Below are 23,380 nucleotides of genomic sequence, written 5' to 3'. Positions count from 1 at the left end.
GGTCGACCCATCCGATGCTGGCCTCCCACCCAGCCAGCATCTTGAATCACAGAATCAAAGCTTAGGGAATCCGGACCGATTCAAGCTGACGCTGAACCGCTCTAGTCGAAGTTGGCCGAACACCCCCATTACTTCCTCAAACGCCGTTTGCCGTTGCAACGATCAAGCAGAGGTAGTGACGGTCTGCCGATCGGCCCTGGCGGACCGTGGAAATCATTTCCAGACGCGGTGGCAGCGGTGTCGTGAGGCCTCCGTGCCGATGCTGCCATCCAAACCGGCTCACATCGATACGTCTCGGCAAAGCCACGTTCGCCGGCTCGGCTGATCCGCAGCGTCCGCCTCTTCGGCGTGCGGACGAGCCAACCGACCGCGACCGAACGATCGGGGATCGCGGCGCCGAGCTTGCCCGCCACATGTGGACGGCGCTCGATCCAGTCGACGCACGACCGGCAGAGCGGGCGCTTGCCCTCGACAGTCTAGCGATGTCGGGGCCGACGTTGGCGAGGAAGCGCCGGCCCTCGTCCGTGACCAGGCCGACGCCGTCCTCCAGCCGGACGAGATCACGGCGCTGCATTGCATCGGCGATGGCGACGCCGAGCCGGCCTGCCGTCGCTAAAGCTGATCCGAGGCAGATCTCGTGACGCTGGGCGGCGCAGGTCGAGCCGGCGCCGCCCGTCCAGAACGCCAGGGATCAGGGGAACCGCTACTCAGTGATGGTGTACTCTGCGAGTTTACACAGGTCTTGCGTGTCAGTTGTTGTCCGCTAGCTCGTTCCTTCAAATTCAAATTGCATGTCATAGTCGCAAACGTCGCGCCCGTCGGCACTACGAAAAGTTGTCTAAAGCATATATCCCGCTGCTCGGAGTGCTTCGCTAAGGCATTAGGACTAGTCTAAGCTTCGCCCGGGACCCACCCGGTGGGGGCCAACCAGGCGGACTCGCAAGCGGGATGCCGGGCAAACACGTAGACTAGAGTAAGCGCTATCGGGCTCGTCAACTCAGCGCTTCTTCAACCTGTGAACCATCAAATGCGCGTCGCCCGAGGTGTACATCGGCACGCCGCCGGTCGCCGCGGACGGCCAGCCCGTCCAGTTCGTGGTATTGAACGGGACAATGCGCGGCGTCTGCACTAGCGGGATGAAAGGTGTGTCCTCATCGATATGCTTGTACGCCTTCGCGACCAAGTCAGGGATCGCGGCGTCGCGGACCGGTAAGGCCGCGATCTCGTCGAGCGTCGCCTCAAAGGCCGCGCTCGCCTCCGAGTCCCACCGGCCGGTGTTGTTAAAGGTACGGGCGCCGAGAGGATTCTTGATGGCGGTGCTCTTCCGATATCGCGCCATTGAGGTGTAGGGCTCTACCACGGACCCGCAGGACAGCCATCCATAGGCCAGCGCATAGTCGCCGGTCGGGATGTCGCGTCCCCAATAGTCTGCATTGGAAACGCTCTGGAGGACTGTTTCCAACCCCGCGGCGCTCAACTGCGCCTTCAGTTCGTCGACTGCCTTCTTGTCCGTTGGAACGCTGTCGTTCACGGTGATGGCGGCAGTAAGTGGCTTGTCGTTTCTGTGATAGACTCCCGCCGTCTTTGAGTAGCCGACTTCCGAGAGGAGTCTCTCGGCCTCGGCGATATTCGCCTGCTCGGGGAGACCGAAATCCTCAGCGACGGCTTCGATGACCGGCGTCATCGCGCCGGTTTCGTAGAACATCGTTCTGGCTGGCGTGGTGGTTCCGCCATAGCCGATTTCGGCCAGTTTCTTGCGATCGATCAGGAGCGAAAGGACCTTGCGCATGCGTGGATCGTTCCACGGCTCGACCTTGGTGTTGATTTCGAGCTGCCGCGTGCAGGGCTCGGCCCAGGCGAGACCTGCGTCAACTGGGGACGGTGCTGGGCCAGTTGCCGGTCCAGATCCTGGATTCAGCGGCGGAACCGGGTCGGACCAGCCGACGATTGCCGGGTTCGCGCTGCGGGCGGCCAGGAACGTCTCGCGTGAATAGGCGCGCGCCGCGTCGAGCTCGTTGTTTACGAGCAGTGTTTTGCTGGCCATCTCGTCGGCGAGGGGCTGCCAGATCAGCTTTTCGGGTTCCGGCAGTTCGGTCGGATCGTACATGCCGCCAAGTTCTTCGCCGACACCCCACCACTTCGTCCTCCGCTTCCAGACGACCTTGGACATATCGTAGGACTCGAGTTCGTAAGGCCCGGTGCCGATCGGATCTTGCCACACGAACTGGGAAACTGGCGGTTCGAAGAACTCCCTGCCGTGCTTGTCCGTCTTGGTGCTGGGCCATTTATGCTCGGGCATGATCAGGAAGCTGCCGAACATTGCCCCGCCGAAATGCTTCAGCGCGAAGCGCGGATCGGGCTTGCGCAGTTTGAAGATCACCGTCAGGTCGCCGTCCTGCTCGATGCCGTTGTGGACGACCTTCCCGTCAACAACGCTGGAGCCGGGCTTCAGCGCACTGCGCATTTCCGTCGCCTCCAGCGCCGATAGCGTGTCATCGAGCAGCGCCATCTTGACCGTGTGGATCACGTCGCCTGCGTCGAACGCCTCGTCATCAGACCATTCGATCCCGTCGCGTAGGGTCAGCGTCCACTCGTCCATCGCCGCGTTGGCCTCGATCTTTTCGGCCAACCAGCCTTCAAGTTCGCCGGTCTCGCGGTCGAGCACAAACAGCGGCTCCCACATCGCCTGATGCGCGCCCGACTCCCGCCGCGACGCCCTTTCCGGCTCCCCTTTGGGCGGGCTCGGCGGGCGCATGAACCAGTTGAAGTTCTGCTCTGCGTCGAGGGGCTGGGTGAGTTCAAAGGTAACGGACTTCTCTAGGATACCGGAATCTTGGGTGAACCCGCTAGACGTCCATGCGAGAATGCTGAGCAATACAGCGCATACTTGAAATTTACTCCGCCTTATCATATGATCACCAATGCGTCAGTTAATTTTCATTGGGGTCTTCATCAGGCTATCGGAGCGTATTATTAACGAAGGTATGTCTCCGAGCCTTTCACGGACCGGACCAGATATTTTCGTTCTATTAGGCAGTACGATGGTTAAACCATCAAATTTGCCGCTTTCGACAAGTTCGATCTGCGATCTAATTTGTTTAGTTAGGCTAAGCCGGTTTACATCCTTAATTTCAAAAAGCTCTCGGCCTAAATCGTCGGCGAAATCAGCGTCGGGGACGGTGCGCGCTACGCTCGTCGAATGCCCAATTCTGTTTTCCCGAAGTGTCAGATTTTCGAGCACCTGCCCTTCAGAAATCTTACCTCTTGTCAGATGAGAAGGTGCAATACTATCGCCTTTGCGTGCAGTCGAGGCCATATTGTCAATATTTCGTCCAATTACGCCGGCAGCGTTGTCACCTATCTTCAATCCACCCCTCACCGCAACTCCTCCTCCAGTGGCGAAAGGAATGAGCACTCCACCTATATCTGCGCCCAAAGCGGTGAGGTTTTCACTCCTGTTGGCACCGCCTGTCTTGTATTCGTCGTATGCTAGCGCTCCGATGTCATACGCAACGAAACCTACATCCAGAATTGTATCGATGACTCGGCCGTCAGAATCTGAAGCCCGTATGGGATTGTGACCGGCAAACGCGTATGCGTTCATCGTTCGGACGCCCAGGGCAGTCAAGCCGGAGGGATTTCCTATGTACCCTGTCATCAACGGATCCGGGCTCAGCCAGATGCCGAGGTCGCGGCTGTAGGATCGCGCGCCGAAGGACGAGAAGTTGGTGACGCGGTCGAGTTCCTTGCCATGGAACACCGATAGCGGCGCAGCTCCCGGCCGCCCGGTCTCCGCCAAGCCGTCTGCCGTCAGCTCCAGCCCGTAGGGGCTATATTCGCGCCGGCCGATGACGATAGCCTGGGCATCCCAGGGCTCGCCGTACGCCGTCACACTTGCCGTCATCGAACCGACCGCGAGGTCGGAATGGACATAGGTGACGACCGGGGCTTCGCTGCCGTCGCCAGGCGCATCGAGCGACGCCGACGGCAGGGTGCCCTGCGCGATCTGCACCGAGCCGCGCCGGTCGAGCGTCCTGGCATAGAAGGGCGTGAGGTAGATCGTGGCGGTTGTGGCGGCTTCCTCGTCCTTGACCGGCTGGCCGGAGGCATCGACGCGCGGCCGATGGATGCGCAGCGTCCGGTTGCCGCCGGAATCGTAGACGTAGTCTTCGCGCATCCAAGCTTCGTTGCCCTCCGCCGACTTGTCCTGCACGCCGCGCACGCGGACCAGCCGGCCCTCGGCATCCCAGCTCATCGCCCGGTTGCTCAAAAGGCTAGCGGACGGCTTCGCATCGGACTTAGACTTTGCCATACCGACGCGGGTCATCCGACCGATGTCGTCATAGGCGAACGTGGTGTCACGCCCGACGTCGTTGGCTTGGAACCGGATGAGTTTTGGAGCGTGAAGCGGCGTTGCACCCGGTTCGTTTTCATATTGGTAGGTCCACTCGCGCACGAGGCTCGTCAGTTGCGCACCGGTGCCAAGGATGGACAACTGGCGGCGCGTAAAACGGTGCCCGGCGTCATATTCATAGATGCCGCTGCTCTTCAGCCCTTCGCCGCCCTTAAACGTTTTGGAGGCAAAGCCGATCAGCCGGTTGACCGCGTCGTACTGGAAGCCGAAGCCGCTCCTGTACCCCTCTCCCGCAAGTGCAAGATTCTTATAGGAGAGCACGTTGCCGCCGCCGTCATATTGGTAGCCGTTCACCTGGACGGCGAGCGGGCCGGCCGCCCTTCCTTCGCCTGCCGACAGCTCTGCGCCGCTCAGCGTGGCCAATTGGTTGAGCCGCAGATCCTTATCATCGTAACTGTAACCGGTCGCCGTCCCGTCCGCCGTCCAGCGGATTGTGGGCCGACCGAGCGCGTCCTGCGCGGCGGTGACCAGCGGCCGCTTGTTGAACAGCAGTTCGGCCACCGCGCCGTCCGGCGCATATCTGCGGCCGATCGTGAAGCGTGCCAGACAGGTCTCCACTCCGTTTTCCACGCATGTCTGATGCGGATTAGACGGCGCGCTTTCGGCGAAGCGCTGCTGCACGAGGTCGCCGAAGGCGGTGTAGGAATTCTCTATCTCATGGAAGGAGACCTCCGGCAGATAGTCCTCGCCGCGGCCGTTGCTGTGCGTCAGCCCCGCATCCTTCAGCGGCGCAACGATCGAGCGGATCTCCCGACTTACCAGTCCGAGCGGATTGTAGGCGAGGCTGCGCGCGCCGGTGCGGTCGGCGACAATCGCGACCTGGCCGATGCAGTTGTCGCATTCGCGGCCGGTCACGTCCACGAAGCGCCGGTTGGCATCGTCGTTCGGCACGTAGCGCAGTGCCTCGAGCAGTTCGCCGCTTGCTTCGGCGTGCGGGTAGCTGTCGTGGAAGAACCGGACGGTGTCGCGCCGGTCGTCCGCCCCGCCCTGTTCTTCGAGCGAGTGATAGGACATCTCGACCAGCCGGTCGGCGGCGTAGCGGTAGCGCTTCTCGTTGGTGACGCGGGAAGTCGTGCCGCAGGGTTTGCCGTCGGGCTCGTAGCGAAAGCCGCGTACCGACACGAGCAGGTTCATCGGGTCGTAGCCATAGCTGGTGCAGCCGGAATTCGGCTCATGCAACTCCGTCATGCGCCCGATCGAGTCGTATCGAGCGGTGATCGAGGCTCGCGCCTGCTCGGTTAGCGGATAGCTCACTTCCTTCAGCTGTTGCAGCTGGTCGTAGTCGTAAGAGACGCGCGCCGGCTGCGGGGACGCGATTTCGGTTTCGTGCGGCCACTCCGCTGCAGCCGCCATCTCCATTTGCGGTCGGAGCGGAGTGGCGACAGCGGCGATCGGCTCGCAGTCGCCCCAGGAGAGCGCGTGGTTGCGCTTGTAGTCTGCAGGTTTGTCTCCCACCGTATCGATGTCCGGAGCCTCGACTTCGCCGGAGATGACGGGCTGAGGATAAAGTCGTGCCTGCTGCTCGAAGACGGTACGGGTCAATCCTCGCGCATCCGACCACGCAGCACTGGCGCTGCACCGCGGCGAAACCGTCAACGCCTCGAACCGAGCCAATCGCGTCGATCCGGCCGGTGGGAGCACCCGATACCTGTACTGCGCAGCGCCGCGCACCCGGTCCTTCGCTACACCGTCTTCGAGCGCTAGCCGCGATTCCACCAGTGTCGGCCGCCCGGCGCCGTCATAGGTGCTGCGCGACAGCCAGGTCGGCTCCGCCGGCGCTGCAGCAAGCTCCTGCAATTCGGGCTCCCGATACGGCCCCGACCGTTGCTCCTGGAACGGGTTCGCATAAGGATAGGGCTCGAACGACAACAGGTCGCGTCCAAGGGCATCGATCGCGCTCGAAGGCGTCACGATGGCCTTGGCAACCCCTGTGCAGCGTTCTGCCAAGCCATCCGTGGGCGCCGCGAGTTTGCCCTTTGAGGTTGCGTTCTTCCTGCCATAGACGAGGTCGTCGGGCACTCCGGCGCAAACGTCGGCCTCGCGGATGCTCTGGATCGGACGGCCATTGCCGTCGGTGAACAGCGCAGTCTCGCGCGTGGTCTTGCCACGTCCCTGCAGGCCGGCATAGCTGTCGGACGGATCGAAACGCCGCAAATTGCCGCGCAGCAAACCGTTTGCGACCTTCTCGTAGTCCGCCAGCGCGAGGATCCGCCATTCGTCGGCTGAATTTAGTTCCCCCGGCTCCTGCGTGACCGCGTCGCTCTTGGCCAGGGCCAGTTTCAGCTGTGGCGAGAAGGTGCGGTTTTCGCGCGGCGCGTTGCCCCAGCCGCGCGCGACGAGGCGCAGCCGTCCCCAGCGGTCGAAATCGAGCAGGATCGCGTTGCCGTTAACGTCGGTCGTTTCGGCTGTCGCGCCGCTGTGCGCGTCGATGCGGGCGGTGGAATGATGCGTGACCGAGGTGCGACGCATCGGTTCCGGCAGTGCGTCCAAACCAAAGGTGCATCGGTCGTCCGCTCCCGAAACGCCCTTCGTGTCGTTTCCCGCTCCCGCGGTGTCCTCGACGCAACGGCTCAATGCCACGGTCGTTGGGGTCCGTCTGAACGGGTCGGCTGAGTAGGAGAAGCGGCGCTCGGTCCAATCCCTCCCGTTGGTGTGGGGAGAAATGGCGTGTGTAAGGTTTCCGAATTCGTCATAGCCTGCGAGTTGATGATGGATCACCGCATCGAACTCGTCTGCACCCTTGGGCAATCCGGGGATGTTTTCGTAGGTGGAGCGTAGAGCTGTCTGAAGCGTCGAATAGCCGTCGCGCAGATGACCGTGCAGGGTCTTTGCGTAGCTCGCGCAAAGCTCCGGGGGGATGTCCAGGCCGTCGGTCGGGAAAGCGCAGACGTCGCTCAAATTGCCGCGCCCGTCCGCCGTATACGACGCCTGGCGTACGCGCAGCGGTGACGTGCCGCCGCCACGGCGAGGAATACCGCCGCCGAAGATTCGGATCTCAAGTGGCAGTCCGAGCAGGGGGTAGCCGGCATTGGCAGGTGCGTGATCTCCCGAATTCGAGCTGTCCCGGACCCAGTCTTGCGGTTTGGGAGCATTCAGGCCTTGCCTAACGGCATAGGTAAGCGAAGCATTTACGGATGCGTCGTCGCCGGCCATCCAATCCTGCGCCGCCTCGCCGAAATCGTGAAAGCGGTGGACTTGACCCCACTGGTCATAGTCGAACGCGACTGCCGACCGAAGGCGCGCCGTCGTGCCAAGTGCCGCCGTCGTGGGAGTCACATTGCCGCCGAAAACCTCTAGCCTTTCGAGCCGCTGGTGCACTGCGCCGCTCTGCTGCGCCCAGAAGGCCTGTTGCTCGCGCGCGAACCCTTTGCGCAGGACGTCATCTTCCAGGGCTCTAACGCAGGTTGTTCCCAGCGCATCGCCGCAGACGCTTGCCGCGCCTAGTATGGGATTATCAACCTGGAATACCGATCCGTCCCATGTTTGCGGCAATTTTGAGCCGAGGACACGAGTGGAAGAGTCCCAGGATCCGGAAATCAGGTTCGATTCCTTAGGAGAGGGGGCCGCCCAATCCGCCGGATCGGGAACCGATTTGTAGTGGTCCAAATTCGCGATCGTGTAGCCGTACCGCCTTGCAGACACCACCTCTGCATCCGACGCAGCAGGTGCGTTGTCTTGGGTTTCGAAGCCCTCGACCTGTTGGGTCCTCAGCATGCCCTGCGTCAGGTAGTCTCGGTTCCAATAGGTGTCGCGCACGATTTGCAGCTTCCGGTAGCCGATCTCCGTCAGTTCCGTTTCCGTGGGCTGGTCACCGCCCTTGAAATGATCAAGGCAGGTTGGCGCCCTGGCGAGATCGCAACCCATGGTGGTCGAGACGCGGCTTTCGAAGCCGTAGAATTGCCGCTCCGCCCTGTTGAAATAGCCGCGCTGGTAGTTGTAGCGAGTCAGCGCGACGTCGTGGCCGTCGGCCGCCATCGGCTTCGCTTTTTGCTGGCTCGGCTCGAAGCCGTCATCGACGGCAACCTCATTCAGCGCCCACACCGCGCTGCCATGCGCCGCATCGGTATTGCCGTACAACCCGTGGCCGAGCAGGTAGCGCGACCCCGATGGGTTGGTCACGCTGGTCAGCAGGTGGTAGCGCGCCTCGGGATTGTAGTGCACCTCGCTCTCAAACGGTTCCTTGTCTCCAATGTCATCCAACGCTGAAGAAGTGCCTCTCACCAGCGCAAGGTCGGGGAAGCCGTCGCCGTTCATGTCGCGAAAGCTCTGTAGCTCACGCGTTTGACCGCGGGTAAACTTGCCGCTGACGTTGAATTGCACCTTTAGGAAGACGGGCGGCGGAAGATTGAACCCGTACGAGAAGAAGCCGCCTGCGTCGACGAGGGTGGTTTCCGTGAAGCCGGTACGCGTCGGGCTTCGATCCTTGATCGTGTGCCAACGTCCCTTTCCAAATCCGTTTCCAAGATTTGGGAAAACGACAAGGTTGCCGGAACCTTCATTTTTGGTAGGGACCGCAATGTCGGGACGCCCGTCGCCAGTGAAGTCCATGAACGCGCCCACGGAGCCGGTGCCGCGATGTGCCAAACCCATGCCGGCACCGTAGCTGCCGGACTCGACGCTAAAGCCTAGCCTGACACCGAACCCAGCCGAACTGTTGCTGTTGAAGGGCTGGGCCGACACGCCTGTGTCTCCGACTATAATCCGAGCCGCATTCGGGGCGGCCGTCATTCCGCCCCCAGCATTGAGCGCGAGGGTAAGGTTATCCCCGACTTTCCCGCCGGTTATGCTGTCGGGAAGCCCGTCGCCGTTGAAATCGCGTAGTTCGGTGAAGAGGTCGTCCTGACCTTTTTCTTCGTCGAGACTGAAGCCCGGATCGAGGACGGGATCGGGCGAACCGCTATGGGTCGTCTGGGTGCCGAGTTGCTTGAACACCGCGAATGTTGACGGCGTCAGACCGACACCCTCGCCGCGGCTGGATGATTTGGCATTCTGCTGCATCCCGTCGGCGACGAGCTCCGGGGCGAGCGAGGGCATGTTGTCGTCGACGCGGAAATAGTGCCACCAGTCCCGTCTTGACAGGCCGACCGGTGATGAGAGTTCCGCGTGCCCGCCGCTGACGACATCGGCATACCCGTCGCCATTGACGTCGAGATAGGCTGTCGTGTGTTCTCGGATGGAGTTGCTGCCGTTCTTGTTAAAAAGGAGCACGCCGGTGTTGCGAGAGACCGAACGAACTTTGCTAGACTGCACCGGCGCGTATACGGGAACTGTCCTTTTCGCGGCCGGCGGATTCGGCCGGTTTGGATAAAGCAACTGAGCCGGTGATTCCGAGGCCGCGGCATATCCCCGAATTTGGCACATCTCGATGGCCGGCGTAAGCTTTTCCAGTTCCTCCTTGATGGGTTCTATAGCCGGGTCGATGCAGGCCATGCGCGTGTAGGAATCGAATTCGAAGCGGAATTGCGCCAGCGGCGGTTGCTCGAAACCAATCAGCGCGGAAACCGAATGCATTTCCCGACGTCGCGCCTCGATCGGCCGGCCCAAAACGATGGGCTCTTCCACAAACAGAGTGTCGTCTGGCCCCTTCCAGCAGCTCGCCGTGGCGTTCGGGCGCGGTGTCGAGCATTGGCCGACACCAACCCTTTCAGCCGCCTCTGCGTCCTTTTCCGCATCGGGCTTTCTTCCAGCGATCGGCCCCCCGTCCACGGGGCCGACAAAGCGGTGCTGGAGCGTGAAGTAGTCGACCCCGTCGAGCGCTAAGCTAATCTGCCCCTTTGGCGCCAAGTAAGCCTCGCAATTCTTGAAGTCCGGATCTGCGCTGGCATCCGCAGGACATTGCTGCGCGCTTTTCTGATACGCATCCGTCGGCCGTTCGGACGGATCGCGATTTTCTTGCGTACCGAAGCGCAGTTGCCAGAACGGTGGAATCGGCTTCAGCGAACCGTCTCTCGGAGCACGGTTGCCCATTAGTATCCAGGCAGACCCAGTCTTGGTCACCTTGGGTTCACGCCGGTGGAAAATTAGGTAGTCGGTCGGCTGGGCGACTTCCACTTGATACGGGAGCTCTGCGGTACCGATCTCCTTCCGCAGGGCGACGATATCGCCCGTTTCTTTCCGGACAATTTCGCTAACAAGCATGGCGTTGCCGCCGCCGGTGCGTTGAAGCAGGTATTGGTCGGAACTCGTTTCGATCTCGGGTTGCAGCCGCAGGATCTCGCGTCGCCGCTTGATCGAATACTGGTTTGGCAGACCAGTCTTCTGCGCGTCGCTATAGGTGCGGTACTGCGCTCCGAGCAGGAGTTCGGCCCAGCCGAGCCGGCTCCACGGGCGGCATGTTGCGGGAAGTGGGCGGTGCCACGATGGCAGGGGAGCCCCCATCGCCGGCGGCACCGGCGCATTCGGACACGCATGCTTCACGCGCGGGTTGACTGCTCCTGTGACCGAAGGGTCGGGGAGTATGTCGGAAGGAGACCGGGGAATCAGGTGGCGCTCGCGAATGAGGCCGTTCGCTTCGGTGCCTTGAAGGATCGAGAATGCGCCGCGCGCCGTTGCCTGCGGGCTGGACGGAAGGTTGATGGACTGCTCCACGGGGACGATCCGGATCTGGAACTCCACGACGTCTAAAGGCATCGCCCGGAATTCGACGACACGGTTGCGGCCGATAAAGCGATTGCCTTGGGTAATCTCGTAGGTGACGGTGTAGGCAGGCGGCCCCTTGTACTTCTCGTCGTCGGTCGAGATGTCGGATCCCTGGAAGAGACAGTCTTGCTTTGCCTCCATCTGCCAGCCGGTCTTGAACAGCGGGTACGCGCGCTCGCATTTCGGCGGCAGCGTGGTCGACATGATGCTGTTTGAGAACGCCACCGCGCGGCCGGTGCGCTTGTTCGTAGAAACGCGTTGCAGCACGTCGCCCGCAGTCGGATCGTTCGGGTTGGGGCCGCTCGCGATACCCGTTCCTTCGGGATGGAGATACGCCTTGACGCCCGTGTTGCTGTCGCCAGTCGTCCCGTAGGTGCCTATGCAGGTCTTCGGCGTCACCGGCGTGCAAGGGTCGTTTCCCGTCGCGTCGCCCGTCAATTCCCGGAAGGCCGCAGGCCGTCCGTTGATCGTCGCTGCAAGGTCGACCTTGAACGCGGCCGCAGTACTGTTGCTCAGCGGCGCCAGCATCTTGCGGAGATTCTTGGCCTCCTTCTCTCCGATGAGCTGTTCGAAATCCTCCATCGCAAAATTCGCCGAAAGTCGATATGCGCAGTCAGGGACTGGCCGCCCGGGATAATCCACGATGGGGTCACTGAGGGGCGTGTCCGTCTTGCCGAGCAAGTCGCAGTCGAGCGGATTGACTTTGATCGGAAGGCGATATCCGCGCCGCGTCACCCGGTGCCCGTCGGTCAGGAAGTGGCCGCCGAGGGAGAGGCTGTCCTGCACGCGCTTCAGTAGGGTCTCGGCACTTGACATGCGGTCTTCGTAGCTGAGGCTTCGTAACAGCACCGGGAGATTCAGCCGATCTGTGACCGAAAGGTTGGGACCTGTCCCTCCGGTAAACGTCGCTTTGCCATAAGCAGCATCGGCCTCGGCGCAGGGCGTCTCGTATTCGCTCTGTGCTTTGATCCAGTAGGCGAGGTATTCGTCCGCGAATGGCGGTGCCTGCGGCGCATAGCTGCGCCGCAGGTAGTCAAGCAATTCTCCCGCGAAGCGGCAGAGTTCCCGCGTCTGCCTGACGCGCGCAAATTCCACCGTCGCGCGCTCCAGCTCCATCATGGCGCTGAACTGAATGAGCTTCGGCTGCGGATCGCCCTCGTTCATGTCGATATCAGGATTGTCGAACAAGCCGCGTTCGACGCGGAAGTACTCGATATCCTCCTGTCCCATCGCCACCGGCATATAGACCAGGCTGTAGCGCTCCTTGTAAGCGCCTGGCGCTAGGTCTCCGACGGGCAGTGGATCGAGCTTGGCGAGGATGGTGCGAATATGTGGAGGCCGCGTCCACACCATGTCCTTCAACAGCCCGTCGACGTTGCGCGCTTCGATCTCAGCGCCGCGTACGTCGTGCTGCACCACGATCCGGGTGGCAACGGCGAAATGACTTTGTTCAGCGGCTACGAACAGGTCGCATTCGTTCTTGAGCGGGCTGGCCGCCTCACAGGCGGATGGCAGCGTCACCGCGCAGGTTTTTGTCGCGCCCAAGCAGGCCGCGGACACGTCGAACCGATACACGCGCCCCAGCGCCTGGACCGGAACAGGCCCCGGTGCCTGCCCAGCCACGGCGCCTGCGCCGGCCGGTTGCGGGATTCGGCCCGCGAGGACGTCAAAATAGACCTTGTAGGTACTGGTCAGCGACACCGGGATGTTGAAGGCGCCCTCAAACGTCCGCTGGCGCCCCGGAGCCAATTCGACGGAGCGGTTCGGCGCCGTGGTCAGCGCGCCAGCGCGCAGGTCGAACGTGTAGGGCGAGAGCTGCGAGAGCGCACAATCTTTGATCGGTGCGGGTGCGACCGTCGGAAGGTTCCATCTGCAGGGCAGCCGCCCCACGATTCCCTTTTTGTCCTCTTGTACGGCGATCGCAAACGCCGGGTCGTTGTCGACCGCCACGTAACTTACCACCGCGTTCGGCTTCAGCCATTTCGCGAAGTGAGGATGAATCGAATAGGTTAGGTACAGCACGTCGCCGGTGCGGACATCGATGTGGCTGGCGTTGCCGCCCGGACGGCGGCACGCATGATCCACATCCTGCTCTGCGAGTTGAAATGCGCCTTCGGCGGGAAGGATCTCCTCCTTGCAGGTGACGACGGTTTTGGTTTCTCGTTTCGACAGCGAGACGCGCAGACGCGCACCGAACGTCCGCACGAAGCTGAATTCATCGGCCGGCCGGTTGAATTGCGCGCCATAGGGATCGGAATAGCGCCGGTGGCAGAATTCCTTCTCGGGCCAGGCCGTGCAGTCATAGGCATAACGCTTGTACGCCTCGACCTCTTCGTAGAGTTCCTGGAATTTGTCCGGCCCGAACTCCGGATCGAGGCCGTTCAGGGGAATCTTGTTCGGCTCTGCTTTGCCGCTGACGAATTCGCCATCCGCCAGTCGCACGACACCGTCGAGCGGAGCCTCCCAAGCGAGGGTCGTCTGGCTGTAGTCCAATGCCTCCAGTTGCAGGGCCGTCGCCTCCAGCCGCGCCTCGATCTCCAGGATCGTTTCGCGCAGGTCGCGGGGCAGGTGATGGGAAATCTCCGCAACGCGCGGGCCGCCCGGAAGCGGTGGCGTCAGCGCGCTGTTCGGCTGAAAGCGAACGACGCGCGTTCCCCCTTCAAGCATTCCATTCTTAAGCGTTCCACCCACGACAGTTTCGCCCTGGCCATAGTAGACCTGACCATAGGCGGCGAGGTCGATTAGCCCGTCGGCATCGCGATGCGTGAAGTAAATGTAGGTGTCGTTGTTCGAGCGGTTAAAGCCGACGCCCGCGAAGACAGAGCCATAGAAACTTGCTTCCGCGCCCGCGCTGAAGGTGGATGTGCTCGACAGCGAAAGATCAGCAATACCCTCGACGCGGCCGCAGCGGGTCGTCGGATAGGTGACGAAGTGCGGAGCAGGATAACGCTTGCCGCCGCAGTAGCTCAATTGTCCGTTTTCGCGCCAGACGACATCGTCGATTCCGTCGCCGGTCACATCGACGAGGGTGGAATTCGTCTCGGACCTAGTGAAATTGTAGCCGCCCTTGAAGCCCCCGGTGATCGGCTTGATGTTCGTGTCGCCCGTTGGGCCGATGCCGACATAGGCTGAAGCTCCGACTTCCTCCGAGCGCCCCGTGCCGAGCAGCGACCGCCGCACCTGCCGGTCGAAGCCGAGATTCTTAAGCAGACCCGTCGGGAAGCCGATCGTGCCGGTCGCGTCCTCGGGCAGGCTACCGAGCTCGGCTACTGGTGTCGCGTCGGACCACTCGCGCGCGCAGGCGCCTGATGTGTTAGAGACGTATTTCTCGCCGTCGTAATTGAAGCTGAACTCCTGTTCCTGCGACGCGGCGAGACCATCAAAGTTTCGGTTCCCATCCACCTTGTATTTGGTGAGAACTACGTCGTAGTTCATGCAGGCGTTGTCGCCTTCGCTCAGTTCGAAGCTGTGACGGGAGAAGACAACTTTGCCGTCCGCGTGCCCTTCATCGCTTGACGCCAGCCAAAGTTTGCCAGTATCTGGTCGGTATCTGACGTCTATGCCCTTGAGCCAGTACTGGTGTGCCCGCAAAAAGCCAAGCCTGCCGTCTGTATTATCTCGGCTCGTGTCGCGAGGCGTGTCGTCCGTATTCTCTAGCCTCTCGCCGCGAGGCCTCCAGTCGAATGCAACTACGGTTTCGCCACGGGAGTCGACCGCGCCGTCTGCCTGTTTAGGGCGGTAAGAAGTGTTGAAGGTCTGGTTGTACCTAACTTCCTTCAGCCGCAGTGCGGCGCGGCAGTTGCCCGCTGCGACCTCGTCGATGCACGCACGGCCATCGCCGCCGCTCTCGCCGTCGTTCTGGTGATATATGTAACTTGCTCCGCTACGCGCGGCCTGATTGTCGAATTCTTGCGTCAATCCCCACTGGCCGACTACCGCGCGTTTGAGCCCGCCGGAGAACTTGGCGGTTGCCAAAAGGTGGCCGTTGCGATTGTCGTCGATTTTGGGCCGAACACCGTCGCCTTGGAACGCGCCGCCATAGAGCCGCGTGACGTGGCTGTTTGGATTCCAGACCTCCCAATAATAGCCAGAAGGCGCGTTGCCGAAGCGGCGAACGATCAGCGGGCTCGAATTGTTGCGCGGTCGGAAATATCGGACCTCCTTCACGCGCCTTACGATCGGGCCGCCCTTGTGGAGAGGCGCCATGTCGACGCCGTCTCCGTCCAGAGCGATCAAATCCATCCCATCAAGCACATAGTCCTCGGTCTCGTACTCAGGGTGATATATCGGCGCAGGTCCCCGCACCTCGATAGTGCTGACGGAGAGATCCCAGCCGCGGCCGAGTACGCCGGGAGCGCCTTGCGAGTTGTAGGAAATCGAAAAGCTCGGGCCTGGTCCACGCGACGGTCGTAGAAGCATCGGCAGCTTCACGCCGTAGGCACCCTTGCTGTCTGGTTCGATAGGATCGATAGCGAGGTAACCATCCGAAGCGTTGACCTGGCTTATCGGGCCAGTGACCGAGGAAGGCGTGTTGAGGGCGGGCTGCTGCAGCCGCGGCGGCAGCGCGATAACGCCGACGATCAGCCGCTGATGGTGTTCTGCAAGTGTCGCATAGGCCTTTTGGGGGTTCCTTGCAGCCTGTGAATGAGCCTTCGCCTCTGTCCAGTTGCCATGCACCGGGTTGAAGACGAACACTGAGGGATTGCCGGTGGAATCGGAGCGCCGCTCGCCGGAATGATGCGCCTCCACCGCAATGGCTGTCGGCATTGAGTCGGTTATTTTTCTGCCGTCGATCAACTCTCGCGCGACCTCGGCGGACGTGACAGCGTAGGATGCACAGGGATCGTTCTCCCGGCGCGTCACATTGAGAAGCCTTGATCCTTCTCCATACGCACGCGCGTCGATTTCCAGCGGAGGCGTCCCGGATTCGTCGAAGCAATCAATCTTGATGGCGACGGGGTGCGAAGAGCCGTGATGGTCGGCCAATGACAGTTCCAGGCCACCTTCGCTAAATGTATTCTTCCCCTCCACGAGGGAAATCTTTGACCACAGCAAACCCTTCGGCGGCTCAATTTTATGCTGCAATACTAGCGGCAACGTCGGATCAGCACGAGCTGGCTCACTGGGCAGCGATGTTTGAAAAAGGAATGATACCCCGACGAACGTTAAAACCGTGCGACGCAACATTACTGCCCCCCGGCAATTTTACAGAAACTACCTTAGAGTAAAGTCAATGTCCAGACGGTCATGACTGTCGGCTTGCGATGCATTCAGTGAACTGGAAAGAAGCCAGGACTAGCGCCGATCCTCCCTTTGATGACCGACCATGTCGACCTCCCCAAATGAGGTCACAAGTCTAGCTCAAACTAGGGTTTTGACACAGTTTCGGTTGCTTTCAGAATGTCTGCTTCTCGGTGCAAACGCTTCAACGCTGGCCAATCTAGCCAAGGGGCTCAGGATTCTCCTGGCTTCTCCGTTCGACCGTGACACGGTGCTCGCAGCGGAAATCATTTCCGCATTTGATTGGGCTGCCTCGCCTCAAATGCTACCCGGTCGTGTCCCCATACGTGGTGTAGCTCGACGCGGTGGTCACCAGCGGTTTCCGGTTAGGCTTGGGTTGCGACATCCAACCCGGACCGGAGATCCCTTAATGACCGACGACATGATGAGTCTGCGCAGCCTTCTGGACCCCGGACGCCGATCTCCTGCCCGAGATAATCGGCTTTGCCGCCGAGCGGCTGATGGAGCTGCATGTCGGCGCTGCGACCGGCGCCGGGTATGCCGAGAAGAGCGGCGAACGCCTGGCACAGCGCAACGGCTATCGCGATCGGGACTGTCAGACGCGTGCCGGCACGGTCCAGCTGCGGATCCCAAAGCTGCGCAAGGGCAGCTATTTCATTTTCCTGGCTTCCTCGAGCCGCGCCGCATGGCCGAGAAGGCTCTGACGGCCGTCATTCGGGAAGCCTATGTCCAGGGCATCTCGACCCGCTCGGTCGACGACCTGGTCAAGGCGATGGGCAGGGACGGCATCTCAAAGAACCAGGCCTCCCGGCCCTGCGAAGAGATCGACAGCAAGGTGAAGGCCTTCCTCGAACTGCCGATCGAGGGCAACTGGCCGTATCTCTGGATCGATGCGACCTACCTGAAGGTCCACCGCGGCGGGCGCATCCTCTCCGTCGCCGTGATCATCGCCGTCGGCGTCAACCCGATGGTCGGCGCGAGGTGCTGGGCATGGAGGTCGGCACCTCGGAAGCCCAGCCGATCTGGACTGAGTTTCTGCGCAAGCTGGCCCGGCGCGGCCTGCGCGGTGTGAAGCTCGTCGTCTCCGAGGCGCACTGACGTCGTTGGCATCGTTCCCGAACGACGGGGCCATCCTGCGTCTTGTCGGCGCTCTGCTGCTCGAGCAGAACGACGAGAGGGCCGTCCAGCGAGCCCGATACATGACGCTGGAATCAGTCGCTACCTTGAGCGATGAACCTCTCATCAGCGTGCCAGCCGTGGCTGCTGATCAACCCGGCTGGGCCGGAACCGCGGTGTGACTTCGTCAGCTACACCGCGCCATGCCACACGATCATCTACCCCTGCAAGTCCAGCCTCTCCGTACGCCTATGGGCTCCGTGTATCGCGTGGTGTATCGTGCCGTGTATCGTAATTTGAGCGCGTCCGATCTCGAAGTGCCGGAATATATGGGTATTGACGTAATTGGCGGAGTGTCCCCCCTTCTCCGCCAGAATGACCAGCCAACAGACAGTTAGATGGTGATGTCGCCGCCCTGGCCGTGCGGTGGCGCCCGGTGTTTGCCTGGTCTCGCGCGGTAGCCACAGCCTCGGCACTGTGGCCGCGCAAAAGCCGCGCGATTCGTTTGCCTTCAGTCCGTCACTCGCCAACGTCATCTGCAATGCGTGTCGTTACGCACCACGCAGGGCGCTTCAGGCAAGCCGAACCGCTTCGAATTTCCGCCAGCCGGTTCGGCGTCTGAAGCCGTCGATCGACATAGAGAACGAACCGGTTCTTTCACGATCCGACCTCGTGGATGCTCTTCGTACTCACTCGTAGAGATCTGCTCTAGCAGGCCACGTACACGCAGCGAACTGGCCCGGCTTTTTGCCATGCCTCCCAATGTTCAGCGTGTCCTCCGTCGTAGGTGAGGCGATCGCCATACGAGACCGCATCCGGCAAAGAGCACTTTACTGCCGTTCGCTCATCTCGTGGCGCTCCATGAGATGGGCGACGGCAATCCGCCTGGTCGCGGGCGTCACCACTTCTTTCCCCGCAAGTCCTTTAGCGCGACATTGTCGAGCATCGCGTCCACCAGCATCCGCTTCAGCCTAGCGTTCTCATCCTCGAGCGCCCGAAGCCGGCGGGCCTCGCTGACGTCCATTCCGCCGTATTTGGCTTTCCATTTGTAGACGCTGGCATCGCTGACACCGTGCTTGCGGCGCAGCTCAGCCACCGGCACTCCCGCCTCGTGCTCCTTTGAGATGCCGATGATCTGCTCTTCCGAGAAGCGACTGCGCTTCATGTCCTAATCCTCTCAATAGGCGAAAACGGGCTTCAAACTGGATCAGACAAAGGGGGCAACGTCAAAAGGCTTAAAGGCCTACTTCGAAGGCCCCCTTTTCAGGGGCAGACCAATAGGGTTGCGCTCGAGGGCGACAGCACGGTGCAGACACGGGACAAAGAGACGCGGCGGCATGAGCCGATCGGCTGGAGACTGAAGCGGGCGTCAATCGCGATGCCGGAATCCGTAGCCGATCCTGTAAAAGAAGCGCCCCACCACGACGCCATTCTTTCGGACCTCCTGCCGCTCGACCGGGCCGATGGCCTCGAACCAGGCGTCCAATCCGTCATCGGAAACGGGGGCTTCCTCGACGCCGACCATGATCACGTTCCGACCGTCGGGGGAGCAGTTGGAAAACCACGTATCGAACATGAGGCCGTTGCGGCCGAAAAGGTTCTCACTGGTGACGTTTTCCAGCGCATTTGGCCCTGTGCTGTAAAAGCCGAGCTCGCTCGCGATGTTGTAGGGGTCCATGCCGACAAGCAGCGGCGGTTGACCGGTTTCGGATTCCACGCTCGCCTTGATCCGCTCCGCTTGCGCGCCGAACTCCTCCCAAGCCACCGGCAAGCCGCGCAGCTCGCCGGTATGGCCGATCACGGGCAGGCCCAGAGCGAGGTAGTGAAGCAGGAGCCCGAACGCCACAACGCTGGCGGCCGTGGTGATCTGCAGGGAACGCATGAAACGGGGCTTGTCGCCCTTCTTCATGGCTTGGACAACGACATTGGCCATGGCCGGCACCAAGGCCAACCAGACTGGCCCTGTCCAGTTGAGCTTGACCGAGTGGAACAGGCTGTAGAAGACGAAAACCGAAAGCGGCGCCAGTGTGAAGACGGTGACGAACATGCCGGCTTCCCGCAGAAAAGCCCTCGCCGGCAACCTGACCATCCGGCTGGCGGCATGTCCGGCAAGGGAAATCCCGATCGGGCCCAGCAGCGCCGCTATGTACAGCACCAGGGCGGGCATCGAAAAGGCAAGGTCGCCCTGCAACCATCGCCTGCTTCCCTGGAAGTGAAAGGAAGCCCAGTCGTGGTTCGCGTTCCATGCCATCACCGGGGTAAACAAGACCGCCACCACGCCGGCGCAGAGATACGGCCATCTTGTGAGGAGCCACCACCGAGACTGCGGATCGACGAGCAGGTAGACCAGCGTCGCAGGGCCCAGCAACGCGATCGTGTATTTCGACAGCATGCCAAGGCCCACGCAGAGTCCGGCGCCAAGCCAGGCCCTGGCCTCTTTCGCCCGCAACGCACGCTCCAGGAAATACAGGGCTCCCGCCCAGGCAGCCGTCAGCGGTGCATCAGGCGTGGTCAGGATCCCGATCAGGAAATAGAACGGGAAAACCGACACCAGCAGCAGAGCCAGAAAGGCGGCAGTCTGCCCGAAGAGATTCTTCGTAAGCCGAAAGATGAAATAGGCGGTCGTCAGCCAGGCGAAGGTGGCCACGATGCGAACGCCAAATTCGGTATCGCCGAAGACGGACGTTCCCAGCCCTATCAGCCACGCCACCATCGGCGGATGGTCGAGGTAACCCAAGGCGGGATGCTGAGCGTAGTTCCAGTAGTAAGCCTCCTGAGGGATCAGGTCTATGCTGCCCTGATAGACGATCCTCAGAGCCACGGCGTAGACGGCTATGGCGAGAGCCGCCAGTCTCCATTGGGCCGCGGAAGACAGGAACCGGTCATTCCTGAATACATAGAACTCGTTGCCGATGTAGCTGACGACCCCGCCGCCCGCGATGCCTGCAACCACGACGGCGAAGAAGGGAAAACCGAGATCGGTCGCCGCCGCGATGAAGCCGCCGCGCAAGGCGATGGCCATGGCCGATACAAGAATGAACCGCGCGAACTGCGATTTCCCCCGAGGACGATCGTGGAACGACCATTTCATGTGACCCAGATAATTGAACCCCGCCGAGAGGCAGAAGCCGGAGACATGAGCGACGGCGATGCTGATCCCGAGAGACTGCAGGACCGCGACCACGACAAAGTCCAGAAAGAACCCGGCCATGCCGACCATCGCAAAGCGGTGCATGGCGACCGGCGAGGAGGTGCCCCTGGAAAATCGCAGCAGCTGGTTGAGGTAGGCAATCGTCTGACTGGCGCCTATTTTCGACGTTCCATGAAGCCTGTCGGAAAATGAAATCGGCACCTCGCATACCCTGATGGCATCGCCGCCGGCGACGATCGCCTCCAGTCCGATCTTGAATCCTTCCGCATCCGCGCCCGCCGCCAGGAGACATGTCCGTCGTATGGCGAAAAAGCCCGACAGCGGATCCTGGACATCGGTAAAGGGTGCCGCGAGCGCAGCGCCGAGGCGCGAAAGCGCCTGGCGCGGGAAGGGCCAGTCGACCGTGGCACCACCGGCAACGTACCGGCTGCCGATCGCTATGTCGTATTCGCCCAAATCGACGGCGTCCACGAGGGAAATAATCGCTGAAGCCGGATGGCTTCCATCCGCATCGAGCACGACGATGATCGGAAATCTGGCGATTAACGCCGCGGCACGGACATCCTTGGCCAGCCCGCCGCCGTCCATGTTTCCAAGCAGGCGAACGGGTCGGTCTTTCTCCCACCAGACCACCGTTTCGCGCGTACCATCGGTCGACCCTCCATCTGTGACGATGATTTCATACTCAAAGTGCCCGCCGATATTCTCGATGATGGCGTGCAAGGTACGGTCGATGTTCTCCACCTCGTTCAACGTGGGGACGATGATCGAGACGGACGACTGGCGTGTATAAGCGTCAGGCGACGGCCTTGGATAAGAATACATGCAAGACTCCAGGCAGAATTGGCTGGCGCGGTCGGTAATCGAGCCGCGCTGCCGCCTGGACCTAGCCGGCTTGCCGACCGGAGGGTGTTAAGTCGTGTTAAGAGTTAGTTGGAGAATTTCGACGGCGAGACCGCGCCTACTTTGACCACCTGCTGCAGGCAGCGCCGTTGTCGGCGTGCGCTCCGGTCGGGCTATGCCCGCCCCGCGTGACACCCCGACAACGGCGCACTGCAACCGGCAGAGGTCCCCTTACCCAGAGCCGAACCCGGGCACACAAACCCGGCCAGCTCTCTGAATGCTGTCGTTGTGTGGGCTCGTGGTGAGCGTCGGTCTGCTTTGTTGCCCGCGATTACCGACGCCATCGCTTGATGTGCCGTGGGGGCAATGCCCCATTCCGGTCGCTTGGCTCCGCCCGCATCAGACGAAACAACTCTCAACAATAGAAAACACAAGCCGACGACAAAATCGGGATTAGTGCCGCGAGGGCCCATCTCGAAGGGCACTGGCTGTGAACGACCCGACACTGACTGTGCGCTTGCGATGCCGAGGACATCGGCTTGGCGACGCGCCCCGTCAGACCTCCCGGCACGCGGCAGGATCTGTCCCGGCTTCTGGGGGTCAAGCGGAAGTCTTTGCCAGGCGAAGCCGCACCCATACGTCACAACATCGGAGCGAAACCTGACATGAAACTGATCGAAAAGTCCTTGAAGAGCCTGACGATGGGACGCCGCAGCTTTTTGGGTGGCGCGGCCGCACTGGGTGTTCGTACGGGATTGTCTGCGCCCGCCATCGTCTCAGGCGCCGCCGCGTCAGAGACTGTGGACATCGCGCTGCGGGACAGGGACCTGCCATTCATTGGCGCGGAGGAAACCTTTTCCACCGACGAACTGATTGCCCTGAACGTCATCAACGACGATCACAGGAAGTATCTCGAGGAAACTGGTCTCGCCGAACTCGGCCCTGGCCGCATCGGCGCCATGGATGCGGCGGGAATCAACGTTCAGATCCTCTCCGCACATACCCCCGCTGTGCAGAACGTCCCCGGCCAGGAGGGCATCGACTTTGCCTATCGTCTCAACAAGCTGATTGTCGATGGACCGATGGCCACCTATCCCGGGCGGTTTCAGGGATTTGCGACCTTGCCGTTGCAGGACCCGGAGGCCTCAGCGGACGAACTGGAACGCGCCGTTCGGGAGGATGGTTTGCTGGGAGCCCTGACCAATGGATTCATTGGCAAGAAATTCCTCGACCATCCCGATTTCGAGCCCGTTCTGGCGCGTGCCGAGGCACTTGATGTGCCGATATACCTGCATCCCGGCTTCCCGCCGGATGAAGTCTTCGAAATTTACTATAAGATTGCGCGAAAAGAATACAACAAAGAATATCAGGACTACATTTTCAGTGGCTCGGGCTACGGGTGGCACCAAGAGGTGCTGACTCAATGCATTCGCATGATCGCGACAGGTGCATTCGACAGATTCCCTAAACTCCAGATTATCATCGGCCACATGGGAGAGGGCCTTCCGTTCTACTACAAACGCATCGTGGGGGAGATGAGTGAGGTGACGGAAGACTCGCTAAATAAGCCTTTCGCGCAATATTTTCATGACAATTTCTGGTTCACACCCAGCGCAATTTTTCAGGATGAACTGCTCCACCTCTTGCTGAAGTATATCAGCGTCGATCGGGTGATTTTTGCCACCGACTACCCATTTGCAAACATGAAAGAAGGGACCGACTGGTTTCGAGCGGTCGATCTGCCCCGCGAGGCCAAGGAAAAAATCGCGTACCGAAACGCAGAAAAACTGTTCCGCATAAAGGTCTGACGCATCCTCATCGGATCGACGGATGCGGCTGGTGTTCGGTTTCGGCGGTGGGCACGAACGGAGATCACTCTGGCTGTATCGTGAAGGTCCAGCCAAAGGATGCCTGCGAGAGCGGACATGAGCCGCCCAAGCGCCCGTAGGCAGCGCGCCACGGTCCCCGGCAAAGAG

At 61.3% G+C, this 23,380-nt stretch carries 4 protein-coding genes and 2 pseudogenes; 2 read left to right on the top strand and 4 right to left on the bottom strand.

Annotated features, from left to right (window positions below):
* Positions 1 to 997: 997 nt before the first annotated feature.
* On the bottom strand, positions 998 to 2,875 hold the full coding sequence (locus IEX88_RS20825; protein ID WP_188854405.1) for an ABC transporter substrate-binding protein: 1,878 nt from the start codon (positions 2,873 to 2,875) through the stop codon (positions 998 to 1,000).
* 51 nt (positions 2,876 to 2,926) lie between these two features.
* Positions 2,927 to 16,240 carry an RHS repeat-associated core domain-containing protein gene (locus IEX88_RS20820; protein ID WP_188854404.1) on the bottom strand — a complete coding sequence of 4,438 codons (13,314 nt, stop codon included), beginning with the start codon at positions 16,238 to 16,240 and terminating at the stop codon, positions 2,927 to 2,929.
* Between the two features lie 463 nt (positions 16,241 to 16,703).
* Here IEX88_RS20820 and IEX88_RS20815 point away from each other — a divergent pair.
* Positions 16,704 to 17,592: pseudogene (locus IEX88_RS20815) on the top strand (IS256 family transposase).
* Between the two features lie 651 nt (positions 17,593 to 18,243).
* Here the strand turns inward: IEX88_RS20815 and IEX88_RS20810 are convergent.
* Positions 18,244 to 18,575, bottom strand: a pseudogene (locus IEX88_RS20810) (transposase); the annotation flags it as partial.
* A gap of 204 nt (positions 18,576 to 18,779) precedes the next feature.
* On the bottom strand, positions 18,780 to 21,386 hold the full coding sequence (locus tag IEX88_RS20805; protein ID WP_188854403.1) for a glycosyltransferase family 39 protein: 2,607 nt from the start codon (positions 21,384 to 21,386) through the stop codon (positions 18,780 to 18,782).
* 683 nt (positions 21,387 to 22,069) lie between these two features.
* Here IEX88_RS20805 and IEX88_RS20800 point away from each other — a divergent pair.
* A complete protein-coding gene (locus IEX88_RS20800) occupies positions 22,070 to 23,212 on the top strand; it encodes an amidohydrolase family protein (protein WP_188854402.1) in 1,143 nt (380 codons plus the stop codon).
* The last annotated feature ends 168 nt before the right edge of the window (positions 23,213 to 23,380 follow it).

This window comes from Aureimonas glaciei (assembly GCF_014643375.1).
In the GTDB taxonomy this organism is placed as follows: domain Bacteria; phylum Pseudomonadota; class Alphaproteobacteria; order Rhizobiales; family Rhizobiaceae; genus Plantimonas; species Plantimonas glaciei.
Note: the sequence above shows the minus strand (reverse complement) of the source record. Positions and strands in the feature narration are given on the sequence as shown.